This window comes from Arthrobacter sp. M71 S08 (genome assembly GCF_059089725.1).
In genome coordinates, this window is sequence record NZ_JBNHEY010000006.1 from 165,617 (window position 1) to 179,306 (window position 13,690).

A 13,690-nucleotide genomic window follows, 5' to 3' on the forward strand; every position below is an offset into this window, starting at 1 on the left:
CTTCACCTTCAGAAATAAATCCATTTGATCGACGAAAACCCTTGAAGCTTTGAGCAGACAGGTTCAAACTGGTGTCGGGCAACCTGAAGTACAAGCGAATTGTGGGGAATTATGACTGGACAGATGCGGTGCCGCCAGTGTCAGAGAACCTGGATCGTCGAGACCAGGGCTGCCGAAACGGTCACGTCCCGGAACCACACTTTCCTTAACCCCGGTCACAAGACGGTGACCATCTGGAAACCTGTCGAGCAGCACGCCAAAGCCACGGCGTAGGTCTTTCGCATTACGGTCAGTCACCGCGGGCGGCCCACTGACCTGTAGCAACCCCGTTCGATCATGCAAGACTAAAGGCATGGCAACCGACCAGGCACCTTCCGAGCAGGCCCCATCTGACGGAGCACCAGCTGAGGCACTTAATGCACCTCCGGCTGACAAGACTCCATCCGAGAACGTGCAGTCCGCGCCTCCGCCGCTGCCGCCACACGAGGATGAGGTCCGGGAACGAACGCATCTCGGCCTTAAGATCGGCGACACGTGGCACGCAGTGCAGACACGCGTCGCGCACCAGCGGGGCCGCGTCGAGACAATCATTCCTTACACCGGCTACGGAACCACCAAGTGGATCCGGATCCTGGGACGGGTGGTTCTGTCCAACCCGCGGGACCTCAAACCGCTCGAAGGCAAGGAGATGATGAAGCCCCTCAAGGAAGGGCTTCGTGGGTGGCGCAACTTCGTGAGTGCGCCGGTGCGCTACGCCGAGGTGACTGTGGAGTTCGACGGAACAAGCGCCGTCGTACATGCGGACCGGGGCGGTGTGATCGACGTTCGCGTTGAAGCTTCGCTGGAGCCTGGTTGGCATACCGTCCGGATCAAGTCCGGGGACTCAGTGGTGGCGGATGCTCCCGTGCGTGTCGTTGAGGACAACGTAACCTTTGGAGTTGTCTCCGACATTGACGACACCGTCATGGTGACAGCATTGCCGCGTCCCTTCCTCGCGGCCTGGAACACGTTCGTCTTGGACGAGCATGCGCGCACGCCCACTCCCGGCATGTCGGTTCTCATGGAAAGGATTGTCCGGAAGCACCCAGCAGCGCCGGTGCTGTACCTGTCCACCGGCGCCTGGAACGTGGCACCCGCTTTGACCCGCTTCCTGTCGAGGAATCTATACCCCGCCGGGCCCAAGCTGCTCACAGACTGGGGTCCAACCCGCGACCGCTGGTTCCGCAGCGGCCAGGAGCACAAGCGATCATCGCTGGAGCGGCTCGCCGAAGAGTTCCCCTCAGTGAAGTGGCTGCTGATCGGCGACGACGGCCAGCATGACGAGGCAATCTATGCGGAGTTCGCCCGAAACCACCCCGGAAACGTCCGGGCAATTGCCATCCGGCAGCTCTCCGCGAGCGAGGCAGTACTGGCCGGCGGCCGGTCCAAGGCCAACCCTTCCGGTTCCACACCCGGCATCCCATGGATCTACGCGAGGGACGGCGCCGGCATGTCGGAGCAGTTGAGCGACATGGGAATCGTCGAAAGCGCTGTCCGTATTGACCCCGAGGACGAAGCCTAGGCCAGCCGGTCCTCGGGGCTGTCGGTGGTGCCGTCGTAGGTGGGTCCGGATTCAGCGCGCACCGTCAGCAGGATCCGTCGCAGATCCATACCGAGCGCCGCAGTTGCCTGGATGCGCCCCTCCGCTGCCTCGGTGTGTATCTGCTGGAGGAGGCGTTCAACAGCCTCCTCAGCCTCCAGCATGGTGTCACCTTCCGGATCCCACTCATCGATGGCTGCGGCAGTGCGGGCAATCGCATCGCCGAGGGGCTGTACCAGGGCAGGCGGCAGGGGGGTGGACTCCGGGGGGCGCCAGATGACGCCGGCGAGCACCTCAGTCATGTTCTGAACATAAAAGGCGATTCGCTCCATTGCCTGTAGCCAGTGATAGTCCGCGGCGAGGTCGCGCTTGTGGCGCCGCCCTCGTGGATTTCCCCGCCTGCTGTTGTCGGCGAGTTGGACTGCGGACCGTACCTCTTGGCCGAGCCGGGACAGTTTGTTCTCGCGTTCCGCCCATTCCTCGTGTTCGGGCGGCCAGGACTCATTGATGGCTTCGGCCATGTCGGAGAGCTGCTGGGCCAGCAGTGCCCGGAAGTTCTGGAGACCGCGGACGGCGCCGTCGAGGTTCAGGGGCGGGAACACCAGCATGTTGACGAGGAGTCCGACGATCACACCGACCAGCATCTGGATGAGATAGCTGAAGGAGTACTCCTGGGGATTCTCGCCGCCTACCAGCAGGACGAACAGCGACGCGATCGGAATCCAGTCACGACCCGCACCAACCCTTGGCAGTCCGGCCGCAAGTACCCCGACGCCGACGACGATGGCTACGGACACGACGGAGATATCGCCGATGAGGATGATCGGGAAGGCCAGGGCAAACCCCATCGCCAGGCCGATCAGGGTTTCGAGCCCCTGACGGGCCGACCCGGCCACCGTTGGGTACATGCAGGCCACCGCGCCGAGCGGGGCATAGTACGGGTATTGGGCGGCGACTCCTGGCATCCGCAGTGCGATCCACCATGCGATGCCCGCGGCGAGCGCGGTCTTGATCGCCAGGAGCACCCTTTGGTGGGTGAGTAACTGCCGGGCTCGGATCCGTACCCCCGAGCCGGTGAGTGAACTTGGCATTTCATCAGTATGGCAACCGTTTATGAGAGTCTCGTGAGTGCACTCATGACGCGCTGGACGAAATGTTGCGTAGCCCCCTGCAACATTGTTGAAGGCCTGCTCGGCAGTGCCGTAACGTTCACGTCAAGTTACTTCCGTAACGGGTCAGCGACTCCCCTTTTGCTGGGAGTGTGGGTGCCCCCATGTGGGCCTGACATTTGTTTCGCAGGAGTTCCCTGCCGCGCGGCCGTGCGGTGTTTGGGTCCTGTCCTGCTTCCTTTCCTTATTTCATGCTGGTTGTGCCTGCTTTTGAGTGTATTTCGAGCGGCAACCGGATGTCCTAACGACCGAGGATACGAATGTCACCTCTATCAAAGTCCGTCCATACCGTGGGTCCGCCGGCTTGCGAGCCGTACCCCGCCCTGTCCTATGAACTCTTCCCTCCCCGCAGTACCAGTGCGGCCGAAACGCTCTGGCGCACAATCCGTGAACTTGAGCAGACCAGCCCGGATTATGTCTCGGTGACCTACGGCGCCTCCGGTTCCAACCGGGACACCGCCGTGGAACTGCTCTCCAGGCTCCTCACCGAGACCTCACTGCGGCCTCTAGCCCACCTCACCTGTGTGGGAAACACCCGCGAATACCTGACGGATCTCGTCGACGAGCTCATCACCCTCGGCGTCCGGGGCATTCTGGCCCTCCGCGGCGACACTCCGAAAGATCCCACCGTGGGTCGGGGTGACCTCTCCTACGCCAGCGACCTGGTGAGCCTCATCCGTCAGGCCGAGCGCCGAAGGACGGCGCATCTATGCGCGGGCCGGCTTGCTGTAGGCGTCGCCGCCTACGCCACCAGGCATCCGGAATCACCGAGCTTCGACCACGATATTGAGGCACTGCTCGCCAAGCAGGCCGCAGGGGCCGATTTCGCGATCACACAGGTGTTTTTCCACTCCGACCACTTCAAGCGACTGGTGTCGGCCGCCCGTCGAGCCGGCGTCGAAATTCCCATCATTCCGGGCGTCATGCCGCTCACCAGCGTGCGCCGGCTCGACCGCCTGAGCGAGCTTGCCGGCATTGACATGGACTACGAACTGCGTGACCGGCTGGCAGCCGCGGACGACGACGCCGCGCGTCGCCGCATCGGTGTCCAGGCCACGGTGGACCTCGCCAACGCAGCGCTTGACGCCGGAGCGCCGGGGATCCACCTCTACACCTTCAACGAGCACGCGGCAGCGCTTGACGTGCTCGAGAACCTTCAGCTTCGCCGTCCCCCCGTTCCGGGTGGGCTCGGACGTACCGCATAACGAAACCTAACGACCGCTAGAAAAAGGACATCCTTATGACCACCGCATTCCCGAAAGCCACCATCGTCGGATACCCACGCATCGGCCGCCGCCGCGAGCTGAAGAAAGCCGTCGAGGCCTACTGGGTCGGCCGCACCTCAGCCGCCGAGCTGGAGACCACCGCAGCCGAACTCCGCGCTGCCTCCTATGCCCGCTTGAGCGAGCTCGGGCTGGAGGCAGCCAACTACTCGATCCCAGCGTCGTTCTCCCTTTACGACCAGGTGCTGGACACTGCCGTAACCTTCGGCGCCGTGTCGGACCGCTTCAAGGACCTGTACGACGGCGACGGCTCGCTGGGCCTCGACGCATACTTCACGCTTGCACGCGGTGACAAGGAGCGCCAGCCGCTCGAGATGACGAAGTGGTTTGACACGAACTACCACTATCTCGTGCCGGAGATCGGTCCCGAGACCGCCTTCTCCCTCGCGAACGACTGGGTTTTGCGCGACGTCGCTGAAGCCGCCGCGGCCGGATACACCGTGCGCCCGACCCTGATCGGCCCCGTCACCTTCCTGCTGCTCAGCAAGGCTGCCGACGAGGCGCCTGCGGGCTTCAACCCGCTCAGCCGCCTGGACGACCTGCTTCCGCTCTATGTGGAGCTGCTGGGCAAGCTCGCCGAGGCCGGCGTCGAGTGGGTGCAGCTCGAGGAGCCTTCCCTGGTTGCAGACCAGGCGCTTCCCGAGAGCGAAGTAGCCGCCGCCGTCGAGCGCGCCTACTCAGTCCTTGCCGCGGAGGCCCAGAACCGCCCGGCGATCCTGGTCACCAGCCAGTACGGGTCGCTCGGTTCGCTGCTGCCGGTACTGGCGGGAACCGCCATCGATGCCCTGCACATTGACGTGTTCAAGGGCGCTGTCCCGTCTGCCGGGGATCTTGCGAAGCTCGGCTCGACCACCCTGGTTGCCGGCGTCGTGGACGGACACAACATCTGGAAGGCCGACCTGGGCGCTGCGGCGGCGAAGCTGGCCGAGCTGGAAGCCTCCGTGCCCGCACTCGCCGTATCCACCTCCACCTCGCTGCAGCACGTCCCGCACAGCGTCGAGGACGAGCAGCAGCTCGACGCCCAACTGCGCAGCTGGCTGGCGTTCGCAGACCAGAAGGTGACCGAGGTCGTCACGCTCGCAAAGGCGATCGGCAACCCGGGAGCGATTGACGCCGACATCAAGGCTGCGTCTGAGGTCCTCGCGTCACGTGCCGGTGCACCCGGTGTGAACCGCAGTGAGGTACGCGACCGCGCTGCTGCACTCTCGCCGTCGGACTTCTCCCGCGGTGACTTCACTGCTCGCTTCGCCGCGCAGGAAGAGGCACTGAATCTGCCCGCCCTGCCGACCACCACCATCGGTTCCTTCCCGCAGACCGCCGAGGTGCGCTCGGCTCGTGCCCGCGCCACCAAGGGCGACCTGACCGCTGAGCAGTATGAGCAGCTTATGAAGGACGAGATCAAGCGCGTCATTGACCTGCAGGAGGAGCTCGGCTTCGACGTCCTTGTCCACGGTGAGCCCGAGCGCAATGACATGGTCCAGTACTTCGCGGAGAACCTCGACGGCTTCGACGTCACGGTTCACGGTTGGGTCCAGTCCTACGGTTCGCGCTGCACCCGGCCCTCCATCCTGTGGGGCGACGTCAGCCGCCCGGCTCCGATCACGGTTCCATGGACGGAATTCGCGCAGACCCTGACCGACAAGCCGGTCAAGGGGATGCTGACCGGTCCCGTCACCATCCTCGCGTGGTCCTTCGTCCGTGACGACCTGCCGCTCGGCGACACCGCGAACCAGGTTGCCCTTGCTCTCCGCGACGAAGTGTCCGATCTGCAAGCCGCCGGCATCAAGATAATCCAGGTGGATGAGCCGGCGTTGCGTGAACTCCTGCCGCTGCGCAAGGAGGATCAGGCCGAATACCTCGAATGGTCGGTCAACTCCTTCAAGCTCTCGACGTCGTCAGCCGCTCCCGAGACGCAGGTCCACACGCACCTGTGCTACTCGGAGTTCGGCGCGATCATCGATGCCATCGATGGACTCGACGCTGATGTCACCTCGATTGAAGCCGCGCGTTCACGCATGGAGGTTGTGCACGACCTTGAAGCGCATGGTTTCAGGCGCGGCGTCGGTCCAGGCGTCTACGACATCCACTCGCCGCGCGTTCCCGGCCAGGAAGAGGTCGTCGAACTGCTCGAGAAGGCTGTCCAGCATGTGCCGGCACGCCAGCTCTGGGTCAACCCGGACTGCGGCCTGAAGACCCGTGGTTACGCGGAGACTGAGGAGTCACTGCGGAACCTCGTCAACGCCACGGTGGCTGTCCGCTCCCAGCTGGAGGCTTCGGTCTCCTAGTCAGTACCTCGCCGTAAGAAGTGACTGAAGCGCGGGCCGGTTTCCGGTCCGCGCTTCTGCTTTATCTGATGCGGGAGGTTACGCCGGACGGCTGCTCGTCCGCGGGGCGATCTGCCGGTCCTTCAGGACATCAGTGAGCTGGTCCATGAAGAGGCGCACCTCGGTGGTCTGCTTTCCCGCAATCTGCAGGGCGAAGATGCTGCGCGCGAGGCGGATCTCGGGAACATCCAGCGCAACGATGCCCTCAGGTGAGCGCAGCATGGCCAGCTCGGGCACCAGGGCAGCGCCCATGCCGGCCGCCGCCATGGCCAGGCTGGCATTGAAATCGTCGCAGTACGCCGCGATGTGCGGGTGCAGGTTGCAGCTGGCAAACAGTCTCTCGATAACCGTTGCGTCCGAGGTGCCGGGGTGGTGCATGATCCAGGGCATATCCGCCAGCTGCTCGGCCGAGACCGCGGAATCCTCTGCTATTCCCCACGCCGCCGGCAGCACCACGCGGAAATTGTCATCGCCGATCCACTGGCGGCTTACCGAGGAGGGCCATGCCAACCCGCCCTGCCCCACCTGGAACACCAGAGCGAGATCGAGTTCTCCACCGGTACGCAGTCCATGAATGGTCTGCGCCGGCTCGCCGACGAAGACCTTCAGGTTAATGCCGAGCTGATTCCACTGCGGGGTGCCAACGAGGCGGGGGAGAGCGAAGGTGGCGAGGCTAGGGAAAATGCCCAACCGCAGTTCCTGCGTGACTGCCGCTCCGGCCTTCGCTGTTGATGCCATGAGGGTATCTATGTCGGTCAGCACCTTGGAAGCGTGGCGCGACATTACGACGGCGGCTTCCGTAGGCACCGCGCTCCGCGCGGACCGCGTGAAGAGGGTGACGCCGGTGTCCCGTTCGAGGGCCGACATCTGCTGCGAAACCGCTGACGCGGTGTACCCGAGCCGGGTGGCGGCGGACGCAAAGGATCCGTGCCGAATGACCTCAAGCAGGGTCCGCAGATGAACGGGATTGACCACGTCGACATCTTCTCACGCCTCATTCCGGTCCTGACCCTGCCGCCCCCGGCGCTGGATCGTTTCCGTGCAGGAGGATCCTCCCGATGGGACAGCGACACGCCGAGCAGACACGACACGCACTCGATTTTCCTGTGTGGCCAGCCCTCCACAGGCTGTGGACCGGGACACCCGAAACCGCGCGTTTGAGCCGTTTCCGATGCCTCCCGCATGTGGATTCCCTGTGGACGAATCGACCAGCAAATGACATACTTGTAATACATCATCTTGGGGTCGGCGCCGTCGCGTTGCACTAGATGTAGTATCTAGATAACGAATTACCTGCTGGCGAGGCAGTCTCCGCATCGACCGTTTGACGGTCGGAAGAGCGGCATAAAGCTCACCAACATTGGCCGAATAACAGCACTTCACAAGGGGAGTCAGGGACATGACCGTCACGGTTTACACCAAGCCAGCATGCGTACAGTGCAACGCCACCTATCGGGCCCTGGACAAGAAGGGCATTGCCTACCAGAGCGTCGATATTTCACAGGACCCAGCGGCGCTGGAGCGGGTTCGTTCGCTCGGCTACATGCAGGCACCCGTCGTCATCACCGACCAGGATCACTGGTCCGGATTCCGTCCTGACAAGATCAATGAGCTCGCTCAGGGGTCGGTCAGTTCCGTAGCCTAGTCCTGGCTGCCCGTTTCACCCATTCGTGAGGGCGGATGTAGTCGACATGACAACACCAACCATCAGCCGAAGTGCCCGCGGAGGGGCAGTTGGGGAACCATTGCAGACCGACGCGTCGCTTATTCACTTTTCGTCGGCGTCGGACAATACCCACCGGTTCGTCAGCAAACTGCCCGTCCGCTCCGCACGAATTCCGCTCCTCACCAAGGAAGACACACTGCACGCGCTCAGTCCGTACGTGCTGGTTCTGCCCACTTATGGCGGAATCAGCGGCCAGGGCGCAGTACCCAGGCAGGTGATCAAGTTCCTCAATGTCGCGGACAACCGCCGCCTGCTACGCGGCGTGATCGGCGCCGGCAACACAAACTTCGGAGACACCTACTGCCTTGCTGCGGATATCGTCGCAGCAAAGTGCGGTGTTCCCGTTCTGTATCGATTTGAACTTATGGGCACGTCCGAGGACGTCGACCGGGTAACCCAAGGATTGGAAGAGTTTTGGACATGACAGTCGCTGAAACAGAAGCACCCGCACTTCCCGAGCGTTTCAAGGGCCTGGGCTATCACGAGCTCAACGCCATGCTTAACCTGTACGGCCCGAACGGCGAAATCCAGTTCGAGGCTGACCGGGAGGCCGCGCACCAGTACTTCCTGCAGCACGTCAACAACAACACCGTTTTCTTCCATGACCTTGAGGAAAAGCTCGACTACCTCGTGAAGAACGAGTACTACGAGCGGGAAACCCTCGACCAGTACACGATGAACTTCATCCGTGACCTGTACAAGCGGGCCTACGGGAAGAAGTTCCGGTTCGAAACCTTCCTGGGCGCGTTCAAGTTCTACACCTCGTACACACTCAAGACGTTCGACGGCAAGCGCTACCTGGAGCGCTACGAGGACCGCGTCTGCATGGTTGCCATGCACCTGGCTCGGGGCAATGAGGAACTCGCCACCCGCATGGTGGACGAGATCATCGAAGGTCGGTTCCAGCCGGCAACGCCAACTTTCCTCAATGCCGGCAAGAAGCAGCGCGGCGAGCTGGTTTCATGCTTCCTGCTGCGTATCGAAGACAACATGGAGTCCATCGGACGCTCCATCAACTCGGCGCTCCAGCTGTCCAAGCGCGGCGGCGGCGTGGCTTTCGCGCTGACCAACATCCGCGAGGTCGGCGCACCGATCAAGCAGATCGAGAACCAGTCCTCCGGTGTTATCCCCGTGATGAAGCTTCTCGAAGACAGCTTCTCCTACGCCAACCAGCTCGGTGCGCGGCAGGGCGCCGGTGCCGTGTACCTCCACGCGCACCACCCGGACATCAACCGCTTCCTCGACACCAAGCGTGAAAACGCCGACGAGAAGATCCGCATCAAGACGCTCTCACTGGGCGTCGTCGTCCCGGACATCACGTTCGAGCTGGCGAAGAAGGACGAGGACATGTACCTCTTCTCGCCCTACGACGTGGAGCGCGTCTACGGGATGCCCTTCTCAGACGTCTCGGTCACCGAGAAGTACTACGAGATGGTTGACGACTCCCGGATCAAGAAGACCAAGATCAAGGCCCGCGAGTTCTTCCAGACCCTCGCGGAGATCCAGTTCGAGTCCGGTTACCCGTACATCATGTTCGAAGACACCGTGAACCGGGCCAACCCGATTGACGGCAAGATCATCATGTCCAACCTGTGCTCGGAGATCCTGCAGGTTTCGCAGCCCACCACCTACAACGATGACCTCACCTACGCCGACACCGGCAAAGACATCTCGTGCAACCTGGGTTCGCTGAATATCGCAAAGACCATGGACTCGCCCGATTTCGGCAGCACGATCGAGACCGCCATCCGTGCGCTCTCGGCGGTCTCGGACATGTCCAACATCACCTCGGTGCCGTCAATCGCCAAGGGAAATGACTCCTCGCACGCCATCGGGCTCGGCCAGATGAACCTTCACGGTTACCTGGCCCGGGAACGGGTGCATTATGGCTCTGAAGAAGGCCTGGACTTCACCAACATCTACTTCTACTCGGTGGTCTACCACGCCGTGCGGGCTTCCAACCTGCTGGCGAAGGAGACCGGGCAGACCTTCGGTGGCTTCGAGAAGTCGAAATACGCCTCCGGAGAGTTTTTCGACAAGTACACCGACCAGGAATGGGTTCCGCAGACTGAGCGGGTGAAGGACCTGTTTGCCAACGTCCATATTCCCACCCAGGAAGACTGGCGTGAGCTCAAGGCCTCGGTCATGGAGCACGGCATCTACAACCAGAACCTGCAGGCCGTGCCTCCGACCGGTTCGATCAGCTACATCAACAACTCGACCTCGTCCATCCACCCGGTGGCAGCGAAGATCGAGATCCGCAAGGAAGGCAAGTTGGGACGCGTGTACTACCCGGCGCCGTACCTGACGAACGACAACCTGGAGTACTACCAGGACGCATATGAGATCGGCTATGAGAAGGTCATCGACACCTACGCCGCTGCCACCCAGCACGTGGACCAGGGCCTTTCGCTGACGCTGTTCTTCAAGGACACTGCCACCACGCGCGACATCAACCGTGCGCAGATCTACGCCTGGCGCAAGGGCATCAAGACGCTCTACTACATCCGTCTCCGTCAGCTTGCGCTGGAGGGTACGGAGGTCGAAGGTTGCGTCAGTTGCATGCTGTAAAGCGAAAGTAAGCCAACGACGACGTCGGCGGGCCGGCGCGCGAATGCCGGCTCGTCGTCGTCGTACATTAGTTAATGGAATTCACCGCCCTTGAAGGGGCAGTTCGAACGAACGGGACAAGGGGTCACAATGACCGAGAAGGTTAAGTTGCTGTCGCACGTTGAGGCGATCAACTGGAACCGTATTCAGGACGACAAGGATGTCGAGGTCTGGAACCGTCTGGTCAATAACTTCTGGCTGCCTGAGAAGGTGCCGCTGTCCAACGACGTCCAGTCCTGGAACACGCTGACGCCGGTAGAGCAGCAGCTCACCATGCGCGTGTTCACCGGCCTGACGCTCCTGGACACCATTCAGGGCACCGTTGGCGCTGTCTCGCTGATCCCCGATGCGATCACCCCGCACGAAGAAGCCGTGTACACGAACATCGCGTTCATGGAATCGGTGCATGCCAAGAGCTATTCCTCCATCTTCTCCACGCTGGCCTCCACCAAGGAGATTGACGAGGCATTCCGGTGGTCTACGGAGAATGTGAACCTTCAGAAGAAGGCTCACATCGTCATGGATTACTACCAGGGGGATGATCCGCTAAAGCGGAAGGTGGCCTCCACGCTGTTGGAGAGCTTCCTGTTCTACTCCGGGTTTTACCTGCCCATGTACTGGTCCTCGCGTGCCAAGCTGACGAACACGGCGGATCTGATCCGGTTGATCATCCGCGATGAGGCAGTTCACGGGTACTACATCGGGTACAAATTCCAGAAGGGCCTGGAGAAGGTTTCCGAGGAGAAGCGCCAGGAAATCAAGGATTACACTTTCGAACTGCTCTTTGAGCTCTACGAGAACGAAGTTCAGTACACGCATGACCTGTACGACGGCGTTGGCCTGGCCGAGGACGTCAAAAAGTTCCTGCACTACAACGCCAACAAGGCGCTGATGAACCTGGGCTACGAGGCGATGTTCCCGTCGTCGGTCACGGACGTGAACCCGGCGATCCTGTCGGCACTCTCACCGAACGCGGACGAGAACCATGACTTCTTCTCAGGGTCAGGGTCGTCGTACGTCATCGGCAAGGCAGTCAACACCGAAGACGAAGACTGGGACTTCTAGGTCCTTGTGTGAGATGCGGTTCTAGTTGGCGGAAACTGAACTAGTTGGCGGAATCTCCGCCAACTAGCAGATAGGTCCGCCATGTGAGGTTCCATTCTAGATGGCCATTTCCCGACTTAGTTGGCCAGGTTTCATTGCAGTTGGTCCAAGAGAGCGATCGCCAAGTGGGCCTGTGCGACAAAGACTAGTTCTACTTGAAACGCGAGAGTTCTACCTACTCGGAAACGCTGATCCGTTGAGTCATTGAGCACTGCTTGGGCAGGTGGAGCCTATCCCACCAGCTTCCACTTGAGCCCTTAACCGTTCTGCCGCCGCTGGCTGGCTCGGAACGATTGACCGCATGAGACCGCAGCACGATCTAACCGTAGTTCGTGCTGCTCGCTCATCCTGGGCTGACCAAAAAGGTTGGACACATAACACATATGCGCTGTTTTATGGGAACTTTCACCGACCCCGATGTGGTTTTTAATTGAGTACGACGATGACGACTAGCAACGCTCTGCTGGCAAGCTTGGCGATCATTAAGGCCAACTGGGATCACTCGCAAGAAAGCTACGTCGACAACTTTCTTCCCTTCTTCCTTGATGTGGCAAAAGTACCGAAGGACCAATGTCGGCTCCTGCAGCCAAAGTTCACATCAGAGGTCGATTTGGAATCGATATACCCGAAGGCGTTCTTTCCACTCTGAGCCGTCGCGCTGTCCACAAGAGCTTTGGGAGACGTGAAAAGGTAGTTTCATTGCTGATGCTACAAAGCTAGCCGGTCTTCGCGACTTGGGCCGCCAGAAGGCAGACTATTTGCGAAAACAGTCTGCCCTTGTAAATGAACTAGGGGACTGCCCCGGCTTTTGTTGACTCGGGGTCTTAGGCCGCTGTGAGCGCGGACCGGTTGATTGTTTCATATTCGATGGGCGTGAGTTTTCCCAGTCGTCGCTGCCGTCGCCGGCGGTGGTAAGACCGCTCGATCCAGGTCGTGATCGCCAAGCGCAGATCCCGTCGCGTGAGCCACCGCTGACGATCCAGGACGTTCTTCTGCAGCAGCGAGAAGAAGGACTCCATCGCGGCGTTATCCGCGCACGCACCGACCCTGCCCATCGAACCTGTCAACCCATAACGACGCAGCGATTCCACGAAACGCCGTGACCGGAACTGCGAGCCTCGGTCGGAGTGCACCACTGTTCCTGCCGGGCGGCGTGCCCGTACGGCGTTCTCCAACGCCGCTACCGCCAGCGAGGACTTCATCCGGGAGTCCATCGAGTAGCCCACGATCCTGCCGGAGTAGACGTCTTTCACCGCGCAGAGGTAGAGCTTTCCTTCAGCGGTGGGATGTTCGGTGATGTCCGTGAGCCACAGTTCATTCGGTGACGCAGCGGTGAAGTCCCGTTCCACTAGGTCATCATGGACCGGTGGTCCCGGCCTGCGGTTCAGGCCCCGCTTCTTCGAAAACACCGACCAGATGCCGTGATCCCTGCACAGGCGCTGGACCCTGTTCTCACCGGCCGTCACACCCTTTTCCGGGAGCTCATCGGCGATGAACCGGTACCCGAACGCAGGATCGTCGGTGTGGATGTCCAGGGCGGCGTTGACCAGGTGCGCGTCCGACCAATCCCGGTTCGTCACCGGGCTGGCTCTCCACCGGTAATACCCTTGCTTACTGAACTTCAACACCCTGCAGGTCACCGCCACAGGAATCCCCTCGGCGGCAAGATCCGTGACCAGCGGGTAGATCTGTAATGGTCAATAGCCGGCCCGAGGCTGGCTGGCAGGCTGGTCCCGGGAAGCGGTGCGTGACTCAGGGTATATCCGACCCGCACCCGCGGTGTCTTGAAAATGACTCGTCCGCGCTGCTCCCCGGGCATCGGCCTGCCCGCACGGATGACCTGATCAGAAGATTGTCCACCCCGAAGGGTGTGACTCGTTACAGATGCGTCTCCG

The 13,690-nt window shown here is 61.5% G+C and carries 9 protein-coding genes and 1 pseudogene; 7 read left to right on the forward strand and 3 right to left on the reverse strand.

The annotated features are described in order from the left end of the window. Positions 1-352 precede the first annotated feature (352 nt). Positions 353-1,561 (forward strand): App1 family protein phosphatidate phosphatase, encoded by a 1,209-nt coding sequence (locus AC5RTB_RS13240; protein ID WP_494061533.1) that lies wholly within the window; start codon positions 353-355, stop codon positions 1,559-1,561. Here AC5RTB_RS13240 and AC5RTB_RS13245 read toward each other — a convergent pair. Continuing rightward, the gene (locus tag AC5RTB_RS13245; RefSeq protein WP_494061534.1) at positions 1,558-2,670 is read right to left on the reverse strand and encodes an FUSC family protein; all 1,113 of its coding nucleotides are present in this window, start codon (positions 2,668-2,670) and stop codon (positions 1,558-1,560) included. The genes AC5RTB_RS13240 and AC5RTB_RS13245 overlap by 4 nt on opposite strands. A gap of 338 nt (positions 2,671-3,008) precedes the next feature. Here AC5RTB_RS13245 and AC5RTB_RS13250 point away from each other — a divergent pair, with 338 nt between their 5' ends. Further along, positions 3,009-3,953, forward strand: a complete 945-nt coding sequence (locus AC5RTB_RS13250; RefSeq protein WP_494061535.1) for a methylenetetrahydrofolate reductase — start codon at positions 3,009-3,011, stop codon at positions 3,951-3,953. Between the two features lie 35 nt (positions 3,954-3,988). Next, complete coding sequence (gene metE, locus AC5RTB_RS13255; protein ID WP_494061536.1) at positions 3,989-6,316, forward strand: 5-methyltetrahydropteroyltriglutamate--homocysteine S-methyltransferase; 2,328 nt, start codon at positions 3,989-3,991, stop codon at positions 6,314-6,316. Positions 6,317-6,394: 78 nt separating this feature from the next. Here the strand turns inward: metE and AC5RTB_RS13260 are convergent, their stop codons facing one another. Further along, complete coding sequence (locus AC5RTB_RS13260; protein WP_494061537.1) at positions 6,395-7,330, reverse strand: LysR family transcriptional regulator; 936 nt, start codon at positions 7,328-7,330, stop codon at positions 6,395-6,397. 424 nt (positions 7,331-7,754) lie between these two features. On the opposite strand from AC5RTB_RS13260, the gene nrdH reads away from it, so the two are divergent. The 4 genes from nrdH to nrdF all read left to right on the forward strand — a co-directional run bounded on the left by nrdH (position 7,755) and on the right by nrdF (position 11,756). Next, positions 7,755-8,000, forward strand: coding sequence for a glutaredoxin-like protein NrdH (gene nrdH / locus AC5RTB_RS13265; protein WP_490892334.1), 246 nt, complete (start codon positions 7,755-7,757; stop codon positions 7,998-8,000). 46 nt (positions 8,001-8,046) lie between these two features. Next, positions 8,047-8,505 carry a class Ib ribonucleoside-diphosphate reductase assembly flavoprotein NrdI gene (gene nrdI / locus AC5RTB_RS13270; protein WP_494061538.1) on the forward strand — a complete coding sequence of 153 codons (459 nt, stop codon included), beginning with the start codon at positions 8,047-8,049 and terminating at the stop codon, positions 8,503-8,505. Further along, positions 8,502-10,652: a class 1b ribonucleoside-diphosphate reductase subunit alpha gene (gene nrdE / locus AC5RTB_RS13275; protein WP_494061539.1), complete on the forward strand. Its 2,151-nt coding sequence runs from the start codon at positions 8,502-8,504 to the stop codon at positions 10,650-10,652. Before nrdI ends, nrdE begins: the two co-directional genes overlap by 4 nt. A 129-nt stretch (positions 10,653-10,781) precedes the next feature. Beyond that, the gene (nrdF, locus tag AC5RTB_RS13280; protein WP_490892331.1) at positions 10,782-11,756 is read left to right on the forward strand and encodes a class 1b ribonucleoside-diphosphate reductase subunit beta; all 975 of its coding nucleotides are present in this window, start codon (positions 10,782-10,784) and stop codon (positions 11,754-11,756) included. A gap of 863 nt (positions 11,757-12,619) precedes the next feature. Here the strand turns inward: nrdF and AC5RTB_RS13285 are convergent. Beyond that, positions 12,620-13,492 (reverse strand): annotated as a pseudogene (locus AC5RTB_RS13285) (IS3 family transposase); the annotation flags it as partial. Positions 13,493-13,690: the final 198 nt, after the last annotated feature.